The sequence below is a fragment of the Streptomyces sp. NBC_00223 genome, assembly GCF_036199905.1.
Lineage (GTDB): Bacteria > Actinomycetota > Actinomycetes > Streptomycetales > Streptomycetaceae > Actinacidiphila.
On the sequence record NZ_CP108109.1, the window covers coordinates 2,730,262 to 2,749,746 of the forward strand.

Annotated in this window: 22 protein-coding genes; 5 read left to right on the forward strand and 17 right to left on the reverse strand. The window is 71.6% G+C overall.

Annotation, left to right across the window (positions count from 1 at the left end):
* Positions 1 to 62: 62 nt before the first annotated feature.
* The 10 genes from rph to clpS form a co-directional block, all read right to left on the reverse strand.
* Positions 63 to 806, reverse strand: coding sequence for a ribonuclease PH (gene rph / locus OHA30_RS11385; protein WP_328913703.1), 744 nt, complete (start codon positions 804 to 806; stop codon positions 63 to 65).
* A gap of 68 nt (positions 807 to 874) precedes the next feature.
* Entirely contained in the window at positions 875 to 1,108 is a 234-nt protein-coding gene (locus OHA30_RS11390) for a PTS glucose/sucrose transporter subunit IIB (RefSeq protein ID WP_328913704.1), read from the reverse strand.
* A 122-nt stretch (positions 1,109 to 1,230) separates the two neighbouring features.
* Positions 1,231 to 1,983: an MBL fold metallo-hydrolase gene (locus tag OHA30_RS11395; RefSeq protein ID WP_328913705.1), complete on the reverse strand. Its 753-nt coding sequence runs from the start codon at positions 1,981 to 1,983 to the stop codon at positions 1,231 to 1,233.
* Between the two features lie 373 nt (positions 1,984 to 2,356).
* Positions 2,357 to 3,307 carry a PLP-dependent cysteine synthase family protein gene (locus OHA30_RS11400; protein ID WP_328913706.1) on the reverse strand — a complete coding sequence of 317 codons (951 nt, stop codon included), beginning with the start codon at positions 3,305 to 3,307 and terminating at the stop codon, positions 2,357 to 2,359.
* Complete coding sequence (locus tag OHA30_RS11405) at positions 3,307 to 3,585, reverse strand: MoaD/ThiS family protein (RefSeq protein ID WP_328913707.1); 279 nt, start codon at positions 3,583 to 3,585, stop codon at positions 3,307 to 3,309. Before OHA30_RS11405 ends, OHA30_RS11400 begins: the two co-directional genes overlap by 1 nt.
* A 74-nt stretch (positions 3,586 to 3,659) precedes the next feature.
* Entirely contained in the window at positions 3,660 to 3,767 is a 108-nt protein-coding gene (locus OHA30_RS11410; protein WP_328913708.1) for a putative leader peptide, read from the reverse strand.
* A 59-nt stretch (positions 3,768 to 3,826) separates the two neighbouring features.
* Positions 3,827 to 4,237, reverse strand: coding sequence for a M67 family metallopeptidase (locus OHA30_RS11415; protein WP_328913709.1), 411 nt, complete (start codon positions 4,235 to 4,237; stop codon positions 3,827 to 3,829).
* Between the two features lie 27 nt (positions 4,238 to 4,264).
* Positions 4,265 to 5,734, reverse strand: coding sequence for an amino acid permease (locus tag OHA30_RS11420; protein ID WP_405785613.1), 1,470 nt, complete (start codon positions 5,732 to 5,734; stop codon positions 4,265 to 4,267).
* Between the two features lie 59 nt (positions 5,735 to 5,793).
* A complete protein-coding gene (locus tag OHA30_RS11425) occupies positions 5,794 to 6,354 on the reverse strand; it encodes a DUF2017 domain-containing protein (protein WP_328913710.1) in 561 nt (186 codons plus the stop codon).
* On the reverse strand, positions 6,354 to 6,659 hold the full coding sequence (clpS, locus tag OHA30_RS11430; protein WP_328913711.1) for an ATP-dependent Clp protease adapter ClpS: 306 nt from the start codon (positions 6,657 to 6,659) through the stop codon (positions 6,354 to 6,356). The genes OHA30_RS11425 and clpS overlap by 1 nt, the downstream gene beginning before the upstream one ends.
* Before the next feature lie 107 nt (positions 6,660 to 6,766).
* Here clpS and OHA30_RS11435 point away from each other — a divergent pair, with 107 nt between their 5' ends.
* A complete protein-coding gene (locus OHA30_RS11435; protein ID WP_328913712.1) occupies positions 6,767 to 8,095 on the forward strand; it encodes a nicotinate phosphoribosyltransferase in 1,329 nt (442 codons plus the stop codon).
* 726 nt (positions 8,096 to 8,821) lie between these two features.
* Complete coding sequence (locus tag OHA30_RS11440; protein ID WP_328913713.1) at positions 8,822 to 9,412, forward strand: nicotinamidase; 591 nt, start codon at positions 8,822 to 8,824, stop codon at positions 9,410 to 9,412.
* Positions 9,413 to 9,433: 21 nt separating this feature from the next.
* Here OHA30_RS11440 and OHA30_RS11445 read toward each other — a convergent pair whose 3' ends face one another.
* Both OHA30_RS11445 and OHA30_RS11450 read right to left on the reverse strand, forming a co-directional pair.
* Positions 9,434 to 9,742, reverse strand: coding sequence for a hypothetical protein (locus OHA30_RS11445; RefSeq protein ID WP_328917827.1), 309 nt, complete (start codon positions 9,740 to 9,742; stop codon positions 9,434 to 9,436).
* A gap of 88 nt (positions 9,743 to 9,830) precedes the next feature.
* A complete protein-coding gene (locus OHA30_RS11450) occupies positions 9,831 to 12,248 on the reverse strand; it encodes an immune inhibitor A domain-containing protein (RefSeq protein ID WP_328913714.1) in 2,418 nt (805 codons plus the stop codon).
* Positions 12,249 to 12,584: 336 nt separating this feature from the next.
* On the opposite strand from OHA30_RS11450, the gene OHA30_RS11455 reads away from it, so the two are divergent.
* The gene (locus OHA30_RS11455) at positions 12,585 to 12,878 is read left to right on the forward strand and encodes a hypothetical protein (protein WP_328913715.1); all 294 of its coding nucleotides are present in this window, start codon (positions 12,585 to 12,587) and stop codon (positions 12,876 to 12,878) included.
* Positions 12,879 to 12,906: 28 nt separating this feature from the next.
* Here the strand turns inward: OHA30_RS11455 and OHA30_RS11460 are convergent, their stop codons facing one another.
* From OHA30_RS11460 to OHA30_RS11470, 3 genes are all read right to left on the reverse strand, one after another.
* Complete coding sequence (locus tag OHA30_RS11460; RefSeq protein ID WP_328913716.1) at positions 12,907 to 13,380, reverse strand: RDD family protein; 474 nt, start codon at positions 13,378 to 13,380, stop codon at positions 12,907 to 12,909.
* 59 nt (positions 13,381 to 13,439) lie between these two features.
* Entirely contained in the window at positions 13,440 to 14,156 is a 717-nt protein-coding gene (locus tag OHA30_RS11465) for an RDD family protein (RefSeq protein ID WP_328913717.1), read from the reverse strand.
* 96 nt (positions 14,157 to 14,252) lie between these two features.
* Complete coding sequence (locus tag OHA30_RS11470; RefSeq protein ID WP_328913718.1) at positions 14,253 to 15,389, reverse strand: RDD family protein; 1,137 nt, start codon at positions 15,387 to 15,389, stop codon at positions 14,253 to 14,255.
* 272 nt (positions 15,390 to 15,661) lie between these two features.
* Between OHA30_RS11470 and OHA30_RS11475 the strand changes: the two genes are divergently transcribed.
* Positions 15,662 to 16,141: an SsgA family sporulation/cell division regulator gene (locus tag OHA30_RS11475; RefSeq protein WP_328913719.1), complete on the forward strand. Its 480-nt coding sequence runs from the start codon at positions 15,662 to 15,664 to the stop codon at positions 16,139 to 16,141.
* 90 nt (positions 16,142 to 16,231) lie between these two features.
* On the opposite strand, the gene OHA30_RS11480 is transcribed toward OHA30_RS11475, so the two are convergent.
* Positions 16,232 to 17,602 (reverse strand): FAD-binding oxidoreductase, encoded by a 1,371-nt coding sequence (locus OHA30_RS11480; protein WP_328913720.1) that lies wholly within the window; start codon positions 17,600 to 17,602, stop codon positions 16,232 to 16,234.
* A 135-nt stretch (positions 17,603 to 17,737) separates the two neighbouring features.
* Entirely contained in the window at positions 17,738 to 18,853 is a 1,116-nt protein-coding gene (hppD, locus tag OHA30_RS11485; RefSeq protein WP_328913721.1) for a 4-hydroxyphenylpyruvate dioxygenase, read from the reverse strand.
* A 101-nt stretch (positions 18,854 to 18,954) separates the two neighbouring features.
* Between hppD and OHA30_RS11490 the strand changes: the two genes are divergently transcribed.
* A complete protein-coding gene (locus OHA30_RS11490) occupies positions 18,955 to 19,458 on the forward strand; it encodes an Lrp/AsnC family transcriptional regulator (protein ID WP_328913722.1) in 504 nt (167 codons plus the stop codon).
* Positions 19,459 to 19,485 lie beyond the last annotated feature (27 nt).

A 19,485-nucleotide genomic window follows, 5' to 3' on the forward strand; every position in this document is an offset into this window, starting at 1 on the left:
GCCCCGGCGGCGCCGAGCGCGTGTCCGTACGCGCGCGGCGGGCGCCGCCGGGGCCGCGGCGGTCAGCCGGCGACGGTCGCGGTCGCCGCCAGGGCGGCCTGCTGGGCGGCGGTGAGGTCGGCGCAGCCGGCGACCGCGAGGGAGAGCAGCGCGTCGAGTTCCGCGCGGTCGAAGGGCTGGCCCTCGGCGGTGCCCTGGACCTCGACGAAGCGGCCGTCGCCGGTGCAGACGACGTTCATGTCGGTCTCGGCCTTGACGTCCTCCTCGTAGGCGAGGTCGAGCAGCGGCTGCCCGTCGACGATGCCGACGCTGACGGCGGCGACCGTGCCGGTCAGCGGGCGGGACTTGAGCTTGATGAAGTGGTGGGTCTGCATCCAGGCGACCGCGTCGGCGAGGGCGACGTAGGCGCCGGTGATCGCGGCGGTACGGGTGCCGCCGTCGGCCTGGAGCACGTCGCAGTCGAGGACGACGGTGTTCTCGCCGAGCGCCTTGTAGTCGATGACGGCCCGCAGCGAGCGGCCGATCAGGCGGGAGATCTCATGGGTGCGGCCGCCGATCTTGCCGCGCACGGATTCGCGGTCGCCGCGGGTGTTGGTGGCGCGGGGCAGCATCGAGTACTCGGCGGTGACCCACCCTTCGCCGCTGCCCTTGCGCCAGCGCGGTACGCCCTGGGTGGCGCTGGCGGTGCACAGCACACGGGTGTCGCCGAAGGAGACCAGTACGGAGCCTTCCGCGTGCTTGCTCCAGCTGCGCTCGATGGTGACCGGGCGGAGCTGATCGGGGGTGCGGCCGTCGAATCGTGACATGCGGACGAGCCTATCCGGGTGAGCGGCGGGGCCGGGACGGCGGTCCCGGCGGTCGCCGGTCCCCGCGTCTACCTCATGTCTTCGATGTCCGCCGCGATCGGATCTGCGTCCGTCCCGATGACGACCTGGATCGCCGTCCCCATCTTGACCACGCCGTGCGCCCCTGCGGCCTTGAGCGCGCCCTCGTCGACGAGCCCGGGGTCCCGTACCTCGGTGCGCAGCCGGGTGATGCAGCCCTCGACCTCTTCGATGTTGTCGAGTCCGCCGAGACCGGCGACGATCTTCTCCGCCTTGCTGGTCATCTGAAGTCTCCTGTTCCCCTGACCGGCCGATGGGTGCGACGGGTGCGACGCGTACGAAACATCCGATATGTCACGGTAACCCAACGTTCACCCCTCTTGTGCGAGGTCATGGGGAAGGGGGCTCACACCTCGTAGGTCGCGCCCGCCTTCGCCAGCTCGACCGGGCCGCGGAAGGTCTCCCGCGCGTCGCGGAGATTGACGGTCGGGTTGGTCCACGGCGGGATGTGGGTGAGCAGCAGCCGGGAGACACCCGCGGCGGCCGCGATCTCCCCGGCCTCGTGCCCGTTGAGGTGCAGATCGGGGATGTCCTCCTTGCCGTAGGTGAAGGACGCCTCGCACAGGAAGAGGTCGGCGGCGGTGGCCAGCTCCCGCAGGGACTCGCACGGGCCGGTGTCACCGGAGTACGCGAGGGTGGCGCCCTCGTGCTCGACGCGGAAGCCGTACGCCTCGACGGGGTGGCTGACCAGGTCCGTGGTGATGGCGAAGGGGCCGATCCGGAAGGAGCCGGGCTCCAGGGTGCGGAAGTCGAAGACCTCGCTCATGCACTTCTCGTCCGGTACGTCGCCGTAGGCGATGCTCAGCCGCCGCTCGGTGCCGGCCGGGCCGTAGACGGGGATCGCGGCGGCCGGTCCGCCGTCGTGGCGGTAGTAGCGGGCCACGAAGTAGCCGCACATGTCGATGCAGTGGTCGGCGTGGAGATGGCTGAGCAGTACGGCGTCCAGGTCGTAGAGCCCGCAGTGGCGCTGCAGTTCACCGAGGGCTCCATTGCCCATGTCGATCAGCAGCCGGAATCCGTCGGCCTCGACGAGATAGCTCGAACAGGCCGAATCCGCGGAGGGGAACGACCCCGAGCAGCCGACGACGGTGAGCTTCATTCCGGGAAACACCTCCGTGGGCGCGCCACATCACCCCATTCCGCCGGGGGTGGGGTGAAGGGCGGGAGCGGTCCGCATGTCCTGAGAGGGTAAGGCGCGGGGGTCGCCGACGCGCCTGTGCGGCGCCCCGTTGTGGGCGAACTCACCAGGACGGGTGTGGCCTCTCGAACGCCGTTCTGGCCGGGGACCACGGGCCCGGACGGCGGGGCCCCGCGGCCCGGGAGAGCAGAGCCCCGCGGCCCGGGAGAGCAGAGCCCCGCGGCCCGGGAGAGCGGGGCCGCAGACTCCCGTCAGGACCGGCGCCGCCGGCCCGTCCGGACCGGTCGGGACGGACCCGGCGGCCGGGTCCGGTACGGGAGTCGCGGCGGGCGCCTCAGGCCCAGAGCTGTCCTTGCAGCGCGGCGACCGCGGCCTCGGTGGAGGGCGCGGTGTATATCCCGGTGGACAGGTACTTCCACCCGCCGTCGGCCACGACGAACACGATGTCGGCGCGCTCGCCCGCCTGGTCGGCCTTCCTGGCGACCCCGAGCGCCGCGTGCAGCGCCGCGCCGGTGGAGACGCCCGCGAAGATGCCCTCCTCGCTGAGGAGTTCACGGGTGCGCCGGACCGCGTCCTGCGAGCCGACGGAGAACCGGGTGGTGAGGACGGTCTCGTCGTACAGCTCGGGCACGAAGCCCTCGTCGAGGTTGCGCAGCCCGTAGACCACGTCGTCGTACCGCGGCTCGGCGGCGACGATCGCGACGCCGGGGACCTTCTCGCGCAGATAGCGGCCGACGCCCATGAGCGTGCCGGTGGTGCCGAGGCCCGCGACGAAGTGGGTGATCGTGGGGAGGTCGGCCAGGATCTCCGGGCCGGTGGTCGCGTAGTGCGCGCCGGGGTTGGCCGCGTTGCCGTACTGGTAGAGCATCACCCAGTCGGGGTGCTCGGCGGCCAGCTCCTTGGCCATGCGGACCGCGGTGTTGGAGCCGCCGGCCGCGGGCGAGGAGATGATCTCGGCGCCCCACATGCCGAGCAGTTCGCGCCGCTCCGAGGAGGTGTTCTCGGGCATGACGCAGACGATGCGGTAGCCCTTGAGGCGGGCCGCCATCGCCAGCGAGATGCCGGTGTTGCCGGAGGTCGGCTCCAGGATGGTGCAGCCGGGGGTGAGGACGCCGTCCTGCTCGGCCTTCTCGATCATGTGCAGGGCCGGGCGGTCCTTGACCGACCCCGTGGGGTTGCGGTCCTCCAGCTTCGCCCAGACGCTCACCGCGTCGGACGGCGACAGACGCGGCAGGCGGACCAGCGGGGTGTTGCCGACCGCCGCCAGCGGACTGTCGTAGCGCATCAGCGCATGCCCCCGGCCACGGCCGGCAGGATGGTGACGCTGTCGCCGTCGGAGACCTTGGTGGCGATGCCGTCCAGGAAGCGGACGTCCTCGTCGTTGAGGTAGACGTTCACGAAACGGCGCAGTCCGCCGTTCTCGACCACGCGGTCGCGCAGGCCCGCGTGCCGGGTGTCGAGGTCCGCGAAGAGCTCGTCGAGCGTGCTGCCCGCCCCCTCGACGGCCTTCTGGCCGTCGGTGTAGGTGCGGAGGATGGTCGGGATGCGGACCTCGATGGCCATGGCTGCGCTCCTGATGAGTGCGTACGAAGGCGGGGCGGGGCAGGGGTGGGGCGGCGGGGCGGTGCGGCGGGCGTTCAGACGCGCGGACACGCCGCACTGGTGCGGCGGCACAGGTCGACGTGCAGCCGCGCCACGAGCAGCGGTGTGCCCGGCGTCTTGTCGCTCACGTCGAAGAGAACCATGGGGTCATCGTAACGATTCCCCTCGGCCGTCCGAGTGGCGCGTCCCACGATCCAAGACGTCAGGAGTACGAAGCCACCACTTTGACCTCTTCTTCGGTCACCTGGGCGTCCACGATGCGGAACGAGCGGAACTGGAACTCCTCCGCGGTGGACACCAGCACATAGTGGGCGCCCGGCTCGTTGGCGTAATTGATGTCGGTACGGGAGGGGTACGCCTCGGTCGCGGTGTGCGAGTGGTAGACGATCACCGGCTCCTCGTCACGGGCGTCGAGGTCGCGGTAGAGCTTGAGCAAATCAGTGGAGTCGAACTCGTAGAACGTGGGCGAGCGGGCCGCGTTCAGCATCGGGACGAACCGCTCGGGGCGGTCACTGCCCTCCGGGCCCGCCACGATTCCGCACGCCTCGTCGGGGTGGTCGGCGCGGGCGTGGGCCACGATCGCGTCGTACAGGTCCTGGGTGATGGTGAGCATGCGGGCAACGTAACAGGGGCGTCCCGCTCACAGGGAGGCGGCGTCGGCCACCGGATCGGGGGCCAGGTGCGGGCGGCGGGCGAAGGCCGCGGGGTTGCGGCGCTTGAGCACGCGGTAGCCGACGGCGAGCGAGCCGAACCACAGGGGGGCGCCGTAGAGCGAGACCCGGGCGTCGGCGTCGGCGGCGATGAGCACCACGACCAGTCCGAGGAAGGCCAGCGCGCACCAGCTGGTGGCGGCGCCGCCGGGCGCGGTGAACCAGGCGGGGGCGGCCCGCCCGGCGCGTACGGCGGCCCGGTAGCGGATGTGCGCGGCGAGGATGACCCCCCAGGTCCACACCCCGGCGACCGTGGCGAAGGCGGTGATGTAGGTGAACGCCCCCGCCGGGTCGGCCCAGTTGAGCCACACGCCGATGCCCATCACACCCGCCGAGGCGACGGTGCCCAGCGCGGGGGTGCGGCGGGCGGTGAGCCGGGTGAAGGCGCGCGGGCCCTGGCCGTTGACGGCGAGGTCGCGGAGCATCCGGCCGGTGGAGTACATCCCGGAGTTGCAGGACGACAGCGCGGCCGAGAGCACCACGAAGTTGACGATCCCGGCGCCGAAGGGGATGCCGATCCGGGCGAAGGCGGCCACGAACGGGCTGACGCCCGGCTGGAATTCGGTCCAGGACACCACGCACAGGATGACCGCGAGCGCGCCGACGTAGAAGAGCACGATCCGCCACGGCAGGGTGTTGATGGCCTTGGGCAGGGTCTCGCGGGGGTTCTTCGCCTCGCCCGCGGTGACGCCGACCAGCTCGACGGCCACATAGGCGAACATCACGATCTGCAAGGTGAGCAGTGACCGCAGGACCCCGTGCGGGAAGAAGCCGCCGTCGGCCCACAGATGGGTGACGGACGCGGTGGGGCCCGCGGCGGACACCCCGAGGACGACCACGCCGACGCCGATGAGGATCATGCCGATGATCGCGGTGACCTTGATCATCGACAGCCAGAACTCGACCTCGCCGAAGAGCCGTACCGAGATCAGGTTGGCGCCGAAGAGCACGACCAGGAAGCCGAGCGCGGCGATCCACTGCGGGACGGCCGGCCACCAGTAGGCGAGGTAGGTGGCGGCGGCGGTGACCTCGGCCATGCCGGTGACGACCCACATCAGCCAGTACGTCCAGCCGGTGACATAGCCCGCGAAGGGGCCCAGGAACTCCCGGGCGTAGTCGGCGAAGGAGCCGGAGACCGGGCGGTAGGTGAGCAGTTCGCCGAGCGCCCGCATGATGCAGAAGATGGCGGCGCCGGCGACGGCGTACATGAGGATCAGGGCGGGTCCGGCCTGGTGTATCGCGCGGCCGGCGCCGAGGAAGAGACCGGTGCCGATGGCGCCGCCGATGGCGATCATCTGGATCTGGCGGCTGCCGAGGCCCCGGGCGTAGCCCTCGTCGCGGGGGCCGGTTCCGGGGGCCTCGTCGGTCCCCTTGTCACCTATGTCGGTCACATCCGTCATAACCGGATTCGTACCATGGGTACGCGGGCCCGGCACGGCGGCGGTTCACCCGGAAGGGCTCAGCCCATCAGGGCGTCGACCAGTGACTCCTGGAGGCCGCCGAGCCACAGATACGCCATGACCAGGGGTTTACGGGGGTCGCCCTCCGGCAGGTGGTACAGCTCGTCGCTCTCGTCCTCGCTGACCTCCAGCCGGGTGCCGATGGTCAGCCGCAGGTCGTTGAGACCGCCGAGCCACCGACCGGCCTGCTCGGCGGTCAGCTGGAGCACCGGGCCGCCCCCGTCCAGCACCCGGACCATGGCCAGCGCGTCCTCGCGCTTGCGGGTCCGCAGGTCGTTCTCGGTGAAGCGGCGGAACTCCGAGGCGTCGGCGCTCTCCTCGTACGCGTCCGGGAAGAGCCGGGCGAGCGCGGGGTCGGAGGGCGGCTTGGTCGGGCCGTCGGTGAAGAGCGCGGCCAGGGGGTCCTCGTCGGCGTCCGCGGGCTGCTCTCCGGGGCCGATCAGTTCGAGCAGCTGGACGGCGAGGCTGCGCAGGATGGAGATCTCCACGTCGTCGAGCGCGATGGCGGCACCACCGCCGTCGACGGGCTCGAAGTATCCGGCCCGGGCGCGGCGGCCCATCAGCGGTCCTGCGAGAGGGTCGCCCACAGGCCGTAGCCGTGCATGGCCTGCACGTCGCGCTCCATCTCCTCGCGGGTGCCGCTGGAGACCACGGCCCTGCCCTTGTGGTGGACGTCCTTCATCAGTTCGGTGGCCTTGCTCTTCGAGTAGCCGAAGTAGGTCTGGAAGACATACGTCACGTAGCTCATGAGGTTGACAGGGTCGTTGTGGACGATGGTCACCCAGGGAACGTCCGGCTCGGGGAGCGCGAAGGGCGCTTCGCTCGATTCCGGGCGTTCGATCTCGACAGGCGCGGCGACACTCACCCCTCCATGCTGCCGCGCGTGTGGCGTGTCGCACAAATGGTCCTGAACAGCCGCGGTCGCGAACGAGAAATCGTCAAAGTGACGAGATAGGGGGTAGCATCCTCACCATGACCACAGCGGACCTGGGACTGCCGGTGGACGTGCCCTCCACCGCACTGTTCACCGACCGGTACGAATTGACGATGCTGCAAGCGGCCCTGCGCAGCGGCGCGGCCCACCGTCACTCGGTCTTCGAGGCGTTCACCCGCCGGCTGCCCGAGGGGCGGCGCTACGGGGTGGTGGCGGGCACCGGCCGGGTGCTGGACGCGGTGGAGAACTTCCGCTTCGACGCGCCCGTCCTGGACTTCCTGCGGCGCGCGGACGTGGTGGACGCCGCGACCCTGGACTGGCTGGCGGACTACCGCTTCACCGGCGACATCTGGGGCTACCCCGAGGGCGAGGTGTACTTCCCCGGCTCACCGATCCTGCGGGTCGAGGGCAGCTTCGCCGAGGCCGTGGTGCTGGAGACGGTGATCCTCTCGATCCTCAACCACGACTCGGCGATCGCCGCCGCGGCCTCCCGGATGGCCGTCGCCGCGGGCGGCCGGCCGCTGATGGAGATGGGCGCCCGGCGCACCCACGAGCTGGCCGCGGTGGCCGCGTCCCGGGCCGCGTACATCGGCGGTTTCGGCACCACCTCGAACCTGGCGGCGGGCTTCCGCTACGGCATCCCCACGGTCGGTACGGCCGCGCACGCGTTCACCCTGCTGCACGACACCGAGCGGGACGCCTTCACCGCCCAGGTGGAATCACTCGGCCGGGGCACCACTCTTCTGGTGGACACCTACGACCTGACCGAGGCGGTCCGCACGGCCGTGGAGGTGGCCGGGCCCGAGCTGGGCGCGGTCCGGATCGACTCCGGCGATCTGCTGCTGCTCGCGCACCGGGTGCGGCAGCAGCTGGATGACCTCGGCGCCCGGGACACGAGGATCGTGGTCACCTCGGACCTGGACGAGTACGCGATCGCGTCGCTGGCCGCGGCTCCGGTGGACTCCTACGGGGTGGGGACGTCGCTGGTGACCGGCAGCGGTCAGCCGACGTGCGCGATGGTCTACAAGCTGGTCGCGCGGGCTTCGTCGGACGCGCCGGGCGCGGAGCTGACGGCCGTGGCGAAGAAGTCGATGGGCGGGAAGACGAGTGTCGGCGGCCGCAAGTGGGTCGCGCGGCGGCTGGACGAGGAGGGGGTGGCGGACGCGGAGGTCGTGAGCAGTGGGCCGGTGCCGCCCGAGCTGGCGGGGCGGCAGTTGCTGGTGCCGCTGGTGCGGGGTGGTGAGGTCGTGGGGCGCGAGCCGCTCGACGCGGCGCGGGCCCGGCACATCGCCGCTCGCGCGGGGCTGCCGCTGTCCGCCACCCAGCTCTCCCGCGGCGAGCCGGTCCTCCCCACGCTGACCCCCTGACGGGGAGTACCCAGGACCCCGGCCCCGGGGGGGTGCGCCCCGCAAGGGGCGCGAGGAACTGCGCGACCAGCCACAACGGCGGACCACCCCGCCAACCGGGCACGGGGGGCACCCCCGGGGGGCGAGCGGGGGCTTCCCTGCGGGGCTCTCTCCCCTGACCCGCCCCTCCCCGAAACCGGAGCTCCGCCCCGGACCCCGCCCCCCGGGGGGGTGCGCCCCGCAAGGGGCGCGAGGAACTGCGCGACCAGCCACAACGGCGGACCACCCCGCCAACCGGGCACGGGGGGCACCCCCCCAGGGGCGCTGGGGGCACCCCCGGGCGAAGCCTGGGGGCGGAACTGCGCGACAAGCCACAACCCCGGGCCACCGCCCCACCGGGCACGAGGGGCACCCCCTCAGGGGCGCGAGGAACTGCGCGACCAGCCACGACGGCGGACCACCCCGCCAACCGGGCACGGGGGGCACCCCCCCAGGGGCGCTGGGGGCACCCCCGGGCGAAGCCTGGGGGCGGAACCGCGCGACAAGCCACCGCGGCGGCCAACCGCGCCCACCGGGCGCAACGCGCACCCCCGGAGCGACGGGCCCGGGCCGGAGGCCGAAGGCGTACGCTCGCCCCCGCGGCAAGCGGCCCGCGGGCCGCGCTCACCCAGCCCTTCCGGGCCGGAGGCCACGTGTCTAGGCTCGTACGCGTACAGCCGTCCCCCACTCATCCGCCGGAAGGGCACCATGCACCGCGCACTGATCGTCGTCGACGTGCAGAACGACTTCTGCGAGGGCGGCAGCCTCGCGGTGCCGGGCGGGGGCGACGTCGCCGCCGCGATCACCGATCTGATCGGCGAGACCGCCGGCTCGTACCGCCATGTCGTGGCCACCCGGGACAACCACATCGACCCCGGTGACCACTTCTCCGCCCACCCGGACTACGTCGCGTCCTGGCCCGCGCACTGCGTGGCCGGCACGGAGGGCGTCGGCTTCCATCCGAACTTCGCCCCCGCCGTCGCCTCGGGCGCGGTGGACGCCGTCTTCGAGAAGGGCGCCCACGCGGCCGCGTACAGCGGTTTCGAGGGCACCGACGAGAACGGCGAAGGGCTCGCCGCGTGGCTGCGCGGCCGCGGGGTCACCGAGCTGGACGTCGTGGGCATCGCCACCGACCACTGCGTACGCGCCACCGCGCTGGACGCGGCCCGCGAGGGCTTCACCACCCGGGTGCTGCTCGACCTGACCGCGGGCGTGGCCCCGGACACCACCGAGCGCGCGCTGACCGAGATGCGTGAGGCGGGCGTGGAGCTGACCGGCAAGCCGGTCGTCTCAAGCTGAGCCGTACGGCCCCGGGCTTCCCTACCGCACCGCGCGGCTCAGCGCCGAGATGGGGTGCCAGGGATCACCCGTACGCGCGTGGTAGTCGCGCCAGATCACCCCGTCCGGGTGATGCAGCACCGCGGTGATCTCGTCGGGCGTCGGCGGCTCCGCGTTGCCGCTGAGCCGGGCGCCCCGGAAGCCCAGATTGCTGAGCCGGGTCAGCGCCCGCTGCCGGTTCAGGGCGTGCACGACCACCCGCACGACATGCTCCGCGCGGGCCGGATCGGGCAGCCTGAGCGCCACGACGACCGTGCCGCCCGGGAGCCTGGTGAAACCGCCGACCGCCATGCCCACATCTTCGGGCGTCCGGCCGCCGCCCACCAGGGGGCAGCGGCCGAACGTCACATCAGTGCAGGTCACAGCGGTAAAACGGTGATCACCTGTGCGCGGGACCGACCTGGACGGTCATCGTGCTGCCGTCCAGCGCCTCGCTCAGGATGGAGATCCTGGTGTTGGTGTCCGGCACCTTGACGCTGCCGGTCGGGTTGCTCGCGTACCAGTACGTCCCGTAGTGGTCGTCGAAGATCGGCGTGCCGAGCTTCGGGGAGATCCGGGCGGCCGAGCCGTTGTCGTGCAGCGTGAACCCGTCGGTCGGGTACCAGCTGAACGGCGAGTCGTAGGCCTGCACCCGGTTGCGGATCAGGCTGCCGTTGGACCACTTCTCGGGCTTGGCGTGCGCGTCCACCGGCAGGATCTCGCCCTGTCCGGGGTGGACGCCGACGCTGTTGTCCGCCTGCGAGGTGTCCCACAGCCAGATCAGCAGACCGTTCTGGTACGGGAAGTGCTCGACCTTCTTGGGCGTGGTGTTGAGCCAGCCGAAGTTGTACGGACCGGTCTTGAGCGTCTGGTCGTACGACACGTACTGCCGGTTCTCGGCGATGTAGTACTCGGGGTAGTCCTTGCTGAAGGACGCGCCGATCCGGGAGAAGCCCACGGCGGTCCAGCCGTTGTCGCCGCTCTCGGCGCCGTCGCTGAGGACGGTCTGCCCGTCGGCGGTGACGGTGATCGCGTCGGCCGCGAAGCCCATCTGGGCGACACCGCCGTCGGTCAGGTAGCGGAAGCGCAGCTGGATCTTCTGCCCGGCGTAGGCGTCCAGCGGGAAGGACAGGTTCTCGTACGCGCCCGAGGTGCCGGTCAGGGCGGGGGCGTCGCTGCCGTCGCGCGGGAGGGTCTTGCCGTTGGCCGTGCCGTCGAGCGCGGTCCAGTCGGCGCCGCCGTTCGTGGAGACCTCGGTGTAGAGGAAGTCGTAGTTCTCCTCGATGTCCCACCAGCCCTTGAGGCTCAGCGCGGCCGAGGACTTGCCGGTCAGGTCGACGTCACGGGTCAGCGTGTTGGACAGGTTGTCACCCGAACCGCTCCACCACTGGCTGCTGCCCTCGGCGGGCGTGGTGACGGTGGTGGTGACCGGCTTGTCGGGCAGCTGGACCACGACGGCCTGTTTGTCCTTGGTGTTGTACTCGGCGACGCCCAGCCTGGTGGTGGAGTTCTTCGCCGCCTTGGCCGTGCTGTAGTTGAGCCAGCCCAGCTGGAGCTTGTCCCAGGCGCTCAGGTCGTCGGGCAGGTCGCCGATGGCGTTCTTGCCCGTGCCCAGCCACGATCCGGAGGACATCAGCGACCAGAAGGCGACATTGGACTCGCCGACGTACGTGGTGTCGTACTCGTCGGGCAGACCCAGGTCGTGGCCGTACTCGTGGGCGTAGACGCCCAGTCCGCCGTTCTCCGGCTGGAGGGTGTAGTCGCCGACCCAGATGCCGGTGTTCCCGATCTGGGTGCCGCCCGCGCGGTTGCCGGCCGGGCCGGTCCGGCCGACGTCCGAGCCGTACGCGTACCAGCGGTGCGCCCACAGCGCGTCGGTGCCCTGCGCGCCGCCGCCACCGGACTCGTCCTCGCCCGCGTGGACGATCTGGAAGTGGTCGATGTAGCCGTCGGGCTCGTTGAAGTTCCCGTCACCGTCGTAGTCGTAACGGTCCCACTGGTCGTACTGCGCCAGGTCGGCCTTGACCTGGGCGTCGGTACGGCCCTGGGCCTTCTGGTCGGCGACATAGGCGGTGGTGGCGTCGCGGATCAGGTCCCAGGCGCTGGAGCAGATCGTGGAGCCGCACCAGTTGGAGCCGTAACGGGCCTCGTTGTAGGGCACCTTGACCCAGTCGGAGACCTCGCCGTCGACCGAGTAGCGGCCCGAGGACTGGGTCTCGTAGTACTTCGCCAGCGACTCCTTGTTCGAGGCGTGCGAGAAGTACAGGTCCTGGAAGTGGGCCCGGTTGTAGTCGGCCTGCCAGGCGGTGCTGTTGTCGACCTTCGGGTCCGGCTTGGCGATGGTGTTGTGCGCCGGGCCGGGGGTGCCGCCGTACTTCGGGACCGGCGGCTTCGGACCGTCCGGGCCGTCGGGGTCGTAGGCGGTGGTGTTGTCCACGGTGTCGCCGAACTCGACCAGAATGGTGAAGATCTTGTCCGTCTTCTCCCGGCCGAGCTCGACGTACTTGCTCTTCTTGCCCTTGCCGGAGCCGAGTTGGACGACCTTCGAGGCACCGCGCTGCTCCACGGTGGCATTGCCGGAGACGACCTGCTGAAGGGCGGCCGAGTGCTCGGCCGCCTGCTGTTTGCTGAACGGGCCCGGCAGGTCGTGCGGTTCGTTCGCTGCCGGGTCGTGCGTGGCCGCCGCCGCTGCGGGGCTCGTTGCCTGGTCCGGGGCCGCCGCGTGGGCGACCCCGGCGGTGGTGACCGCGGGTACGCCCAGCACGGCTATCGCGAGGGCCAGGGCGGCGGGACGGGTGATCCTCCGCTGAGTTTTCAAGATCCTTGACCTCCCCTTGGGAAAGGCCATTGCACCGGAGTGACAGAAGAAAAAACAGATCTTGACTTGTGCATGGCAGGCTACTAGGTTTGCCGGTTTCCGGATTCCACGCACCGCTGAGCGGACGGACACCGGCACAACACTCCCTCGCTGCACTTGCGTTGGACACCCGCTCACGTGTGCGACCCCGTGCGCCCCCTGTGCACCGCACAGCTGGTAAGGCGATGCTTACCCGGCGTCAGCTTCGGGCATGCCGAATCGTAGAGTGGTTCCCCGTCAGCCTTGAGCTTCCCGTCAGCGTGCTCCCGCATCGACGTATCCGAGGACGGATCCCCCATGCCGCGTCCCGCGCATATCGCCTACGGTCTGCTGACCGTCGTTCTGTTCACCGTCGCGGTGCTGCTGGCGGCGGATGTGCGCTCCGGTGCCGGGGTCGTCGCGGTCGCCGCGGCCGGGCTGGTGCTGGGCGTCGGTGTCGCCACCGCGCTGACCGTCCGCGGCCGCCGGATCGCCGTCGTCGTGGCGCCGCCGGTGCGCGCGGTGAGCGCCGTGCTGACCTCCGCGCGGGTGCCGCGGGCCAGGGTGCGCGCCGCGGCGGCCGAGGCGCGCCAGCACTCGCTGCGCGGCTGAGCCCGGCCCGTCCCCGGCCGACCGGGGCTCAGACGGCGGCCACGACCACCGTACGGGCCGCCTTGTCGTGCAGGCACTGCCGGAACGGCCGGTCCCAGGTGCACCACAGCGAGTTGATCAGCCAGAACAGCGGCCCTATCAGGATCGCGCTCAGCACACCGGGCAGCGCGTAGACCGCCGCCCGGGCCCAGCCCGCGGCCCCCGGCACCCCGCCGTCGGACAGCCGGGCGGCCCGGATGCGCAGCACCATCTTGCCCACGGTCTGGCCCCGCACGGCCGTCATCGCGCCTTCGAGCGCGAAGTAGAGCACATAGCCGAGCGTGCCGACGAGCACCTGTTTGCCGTACGAGGCGTCCTCCGCGTGGAAGACCTGACCGCCGAGCGCGGCGAAGGTCACCGCCATGCCGACGGCGACGAGGATCACGGTGTCGATCGCCCGGGCCGCGAAGCGCTGCCCGAAGGTGGCGAGGGGGGCCATGCCGGACGGTTGCTCTGCGCTCATGGCTGGTCAGTAAATCAGCCATCGGAGTGACGGTACAGAGCGGGCCCGCGGACGGTCCCTCAGACCGCCTGGACCACCACGGTCCTGGCCACCTTGTCCTCCAGGCCCTGCTTGTACGGCCGGTCGACGAGCACGGTCAGCCCGATCACCAGGAACCAGACGCAACTGCAGCAGAAGGCCGGCAGCCACAGCACGAGCGCGCGCAGCGCGGAGGCCGTGGGGGTCGGCACCCCGCCGTGGTCGAGCATCGCGGCCCGCAGGCCCATCGCCCTCTTGCCGATGGTCTGGCCGGTGGACTTCGTCATGAAGAACTCGTAGAGGAAGCCGATGCCCGCGGTGAAGACGCCGCCGACCGCCGAGCGGCCCGAGGTGAAGTTGTTGCTGTGCACGCCGAGCGCGGCCCAGTCCAGCAGGAAGGCGGGGATCAGCACGATGACGATGTCGATGATCCGGGCGAGCAGGCGCTTGCCCGACGGCGCCAGCGGCGGCATCCCGGCGAGCGGGTCGGGGGCGCCGCCGTAGGGCCCGCCGGCGTAAGGGTTCTCACCGTAGGGCCCGCCCGGACCGCCCTGGCCACCGGGACCGCCCTGGCCACCCTGGCCGCCGCCGGGGCCGTACGGGCCGCTCGCGTAGGGGTCGCCGGGCGGCGGCCGGTCGGGCGGGGGCTGGTTCGGAGGCGGGTCGTACGGTGAGCCTCCGGGCGCACCGGAGCCGTCGTGGGGCCGCTTGGCGAACGGATCGTCAGGCGATCCGGGCGTCGGCTGATCGGTACTCATACGCCGAGTCAACCCCGGGGTGCCGGCCCCCGCCCGCCGCGCGATCCGTTCGGAGTACGCCCGGGTGCCGGTCCGCGCGGCCGGGCACGGGTCCGCTCAGTCGCCCGCGACGAACGTACGGGCCGCCTTGTCGTGCCAGCACTGCTTCCACGGCCGGTCGAACAGACACCAGGCCACCCCGACCACACCGACCGCCAGCACATCCAGCACGGAGCGCGTCAGCCAGCGGCGCAGGCTCGCGCCGAAGGCCGGCGGCAGCTGCGCCTCGATGTCCAGCACCCGCAGCCCGACCAGCTTCTTGCCCAGCGTGCGGCCCCACTTGACGGTGGGCAGCACTTCGAGCAGCAGCCCGACGAGGACCGCGACGACGAGCACCGCGCCGAGCTGGGCGCCCGTGGTGCCGTCGATCAGCCACACCTTGACCGTCTCACCGGTCAGCCTGGCCCGGTCCACCTTGTCCTTGGCGTGGTGGTAGGCGGCCGTGCCCAGCGGTACGGCGGCGGCGCCGACCACCGCGGCCGCCACGACGGTGTCGATCACCCGCGCGGCGAACCGCCGTACCAGCCCGCCCGGCCGCTCCTGCTGCCGCGCGCCGGCGAAGGGGTCGGCGACGGGGGGCCGCCACGGCACGACCGGCTCGTCCCGCGCCAGCTCCTGCACCCGCCCCGCCCATCCCCCGGACCGCGCCGGCGGGGTCGGCTGTACGGGCGCCGCCGGCCGCACCGGAGAGGCGGGCCGCACGGGCGGGGCGGGCTCACCGTACGGGCCCGCCTGCGGCGGTACGGCCCGCGGGTCCGGCTGCGGCTGCGGCTGCGGCTGCGCGGTGAACGGCCCGCCCGGCGCTCCCGGTCCCGGCGCGGCGGGCTCCCGCGCGGCCGGAGTGCCCCAGGAGATACGCGGCAGACCGGCCGCGGGCTCGGCCGGGGCCGGCCAGACGGGGGCCACCGGGGGTGCGGCGGGCCCGAGTTCGGCCACCGGCGCGGCCGGGTCCTCGTCCATGAACATCGGCCCCGACTCGTCCACCGCCCGCTCCCGCGCGGGGCCGCCCTGCGCGGGCACGGGTGCGCCCTGCGCCGCGGCGTCCACCCCGGGCGCGGGCCGACTCGTACCCGGTACCCAGGACGAGCCGTTCCAGTAGCGGATGTAGTTCGGGATCGACGGGTCCGGGTAATAGCCCGGGACCGGGGACGCGGAGGACGAAGAACCGGAGGAGCCAGAAGTGGGTGCGCTCATGGTTCACAGGTTCCGTATCTGCTCGGCCGGGGGGTGTATGACGTCCACATCTACCAGAACGGCGGACCCCTCGGGTCCGTCGTGGTCCGCACCACCCTCGTTGACTCGTCTTTACCCCCCTGCGCCGCCGCTTGCCCAAGGTTCGGAAAATTTGAACCCAATCCCGGGAATCCGCGTAATGGTTGGGGTGGCACGCGCTCTCTTCCAGGTGCAGGTCCCGATCGCGCAACCCGCCGACAGGGGACACCGCGCCAAGGAAAGGACGTCGACACATGCAGACCGTGGTGGAACGTGAACTCGAAATGCAGCTCGTCCTGTCGCCGGAACGGAGCATTCCGGTACCGGCCAGGCTGGCCTACCGCACGGACGACCCGTACGCCGTGCACGTCACCTTCCATGTGGGCTCGGACGCGCCCGTGAACTGGACGTTCGCCCGTGAACTCATCGTCGAGGGGGTGTTCAGGCCGTGCGGCCACGGTGATGTGCGGATCTGGCCGACCAAGGTCAACGGCCGCGGTGTGATCTGTCTGGCGCTCAGCTCCCCCGACGGCGACGCGCTGCTCGAAGCGGCGTCCTCGCCGGTCGCCGCCTGGCTGGAACGCACCCTGCGGGTCGTCCCGCCCGGCACCGAGCACGAGCAGCTCGGCATGGACGACGGGCTCAGCCGGCTGCTCGCCCCCGCCGCCGGGGACGAGCTGTGGCTGCGCGACCACTGGTCGGGCAAGGACGACACGCCGGACACCGGTGCGTAGCGCGGCCGGACCGGTACGCCCTCCCGCGGCCCACGCCGGCGCCTTACGCCCGCCCGTGGGCGGACCCGCGTGCCGTACCGGACCGGCGGGTCAGAACACCTTGCCCGGATTGAGCAGCCCCAGCGGGTCGAAGACCGCCTTCAGCCCGCGCTGCAACTCCACACCGACCGGGCCCAGTTCGCGGGCCAGCCACTCCTTCTTGAGCAGGCCCACGCCGTGCTCACCGGTGATGGTGCCGCCGAGCGCGAGGCCGAGGGCCATGATCTCGTCGAAGGACTCCCGGGCCCTCCGGGTCTCGTCCGGGTCGCGCGCGTCGAAGCACACCACGGGGTGGGTGTTGCCGTCGCCCGCGTGCGCGCACACCCCGATCGTCAGGTCGTACTTGCGCGCGACGGCCGCCACGCCGTCGAGCATGTCGCTGAGCCGGGTACGCGGGACGCACACGTCGTCGATCATCATGGCGGTGGACACCCGCTCCAGCGCGGTGAGGGCCATCCGCCGTGCCTGGAGCAGCAGTTCGGACTCGGCCTCGTCCTCCGCGGGCACCACCTCGGTGGCGCCGGACGCCGTGCACAGCTTCCCGAGCGCGGCCAGGTCGGCCGCCGGGTCCGGGGTGTCGAAGGCGGCGAGCAGCAGCGCCTCGGTGGTCTCGGGCAGCCCCATGTTGGCCATCGCGTTGACCGCGCGGACCGTGGTGCCGTCCATCAGCTCCAGCAGCGAGGGCACATGCCCGCTCGCCATGATCGCGGACACGGCCGCCCCGGCCGCCGCCGTCGAGGGGAACTCCGCGACCAGCGCCAGCTGACGGGGAGGCGCCGGCCGCAGCGCGAGCACGGCCTTCACCACGACGCCGAGCGTGCCCTCGGAGCCGACGAACAGCCGCGTCAGGTCGTAGCCCGCCACACCCTTGGCGGTACGCCGCCCGGTGGTCAGCAGACGCCCGTCGGCGAGCACGACCTCAAGGCCGAGGACGTACTCGGCCGTGACGCCGTACTTCACACAGCACAGGCCGCCCGCGCCCGTACCGATGTTGCCGCCGATCGTGCACTGCTCCCAACTGGACGGATCCGGCGGGTAGGAGAGCCCCTGCTCGGCCACCGCGCGGGAGAGCACGGCGTTGACGACGCCGGGTTCGACGACCGCGATCCGGTCCACCGGGTCGATCTCCAGAATGCGGTCCATGGCCGTCAGGGACAGCACGACACAGCCGTCGACGGCGTTGGCGGCGCCCGACAGTCCCGTGAGGGCGCCCTGCGGGACGACCGGCACGCGGAACTTCGTGGCCGTCCGCATCACGTGCTGGACCTCTTCCACGGTGCGCGGCCGTACCACCACGGCCGCGGTGCCCGCTTCCGAGAAGCTCGCCATGTCCCGGGCGTAGGACGCCACGACGTCCGGATCGGTCACGATGGCCTCGGCGGGCAGGCCCGCGAGCAGCTCAGCCCTCACATCCTCACGCATGCGGATACTTTTGCACACGGGGACGCCCCAACGGCGAGTCCTCGCGCCCCATTAGGGGCGCGAGGAACTGCGCGACAAGCCCACCAGCGGCGGGTGGTCCCGGAACCGGCGTCCAGGGGCAGCCCGGAGGGACCCTCAGAGATTGCCCCGGCGTTCCTGCTCACGCTCGATCGCCTCGAAGAGCGCCTTGAAATTCCCCTTGCCGAACCCGAGCGACCCATGACGCTCGATCATCTCGAAGAAGACCGTCGGCCGGTCCTGCACCGGCTTCGTGAAGATCTGCAGCAGATACCCGTCCTCGTCCCGATCCGCGAGGATCTTCAGCTCGCGCAGTTCCTCCAGCGGCACCCTCGTGTCGCCGACCCACTCCCCCAGCGTGTCGTAGTACGAGTCGGGGGTGTCGAGGAACTCCACGCCCGCCGCCCGCATCGCCTTGACGGAGGCCACGATGTCGTTCGTGGCGAGCGCGATGTGCTGCACCCCGGGGCCGCCGTAGAACTCCAGATACTCGTCGATCTGGGACTTCTTCTTGCCCGCGGCCGGCTCGTTGAGCGGGAACTTGACCTTGAGGGTGCCGTCGGCGACGACCTTGGACATCAGCGCGGAGTACTCGGTGGCGATGTCGTCGCCCACGAATTCCTTCATGTTGGTGAAGCCCATGACCTGGTTGTAGAAGGTCACCCACTCGTCCATCCGGCCGAGTTCGACATTGCCGACGCAGTGGTCGATCGCCTGGAAGAACCGGCGGGCGGGCGGCTCGACGACCGGCTCGACGGCCGTGTAACCGGGCAGGTAGGGCCCGTCGTAGCCGGTGCGGTCGACCAGGGTGTGCCGGGTCTCGCCGTAGGTGGCGATGGCCGCGAGCACGACCGTGCCGTGCTCGTCCTTGAGCTCGTACGGCTCCTCCAGGCCGGTGGCGCCGTGCTCGACCGCGTACGCGTAGGCGGCGCGCGCGTCGGGGACCTCGATGGCCAGGTCGACCACGCCGTCGCCGTGCGCGGCCACGTGCTCGGCCAGCAGGCGGCCCCGGTCGGTGGCGGGTTTGATGACGGAGGTGAAGACGAAGCGCGCGCCGCCCGACTCCAGGACGTAGGAGGCGGTCTCTCGGCTGCCGTTCTCCGGCCCGGAGTACGCGACGCGGCGCATTCCGAACGCGGTCGAGTAGTAGTGCGCCGCCTGCTTCGCGTTGCCCACCGCGAAGACGACGGCGTCCATGCCCTTCACCGGGAAGGCGTCCTTGGTCTCAGTCATGGCAAAAGCGTCCCGCCGCCGCCCAGAGTGCGCAATAGTTCCCGATTTCACTGGACACCCTGCCCAGCACACGCCACGATCGACAGGTCAATCTGTGCAGGATGACCATGGAAGGCGGGCGGGGCATGGGAACGGGCGGAATAGACGGGTTGGACGGCCGGCTGATCACGCTGCTGGACCGGGAGCCGAGGATCGGGGTGCTGGAGGCGTCCCGGCGGCTGGGTGTGGCCCGCGGCACCGTGCAGGCGCGACTCGACCGGCTGAGGGCCAACGGGGTGATCCGCGGCTTCGGCCCCCAGGTGGACCCGGCGGCGCTCGGCTACCCGGTGACCGCGTTCGCCACCCTGGAGATCAAGCAGGGCCAAGGCGCGGACGTACGGGCGCACTTGACCACCGTGCCGGAGGTGCTGGAGCTGCACACCACGACCGGGCAGGGCGACATGCTGTGCCGGCTGGTCGCCCGCTCCAACGCCGATCTCCAGCGGGTGATCGACCGGGTTGTCGGCTTTGATGGCATTGTCCGGGCCTCCACGGCGATCGTCATGGAGAACCCGGTGCCGCTGCGGATGATCCCGCTGGTGGAGCAGGCGGCGCGGGACACCTAGACCGCCGGACGACGGCGGGAGCCCCGC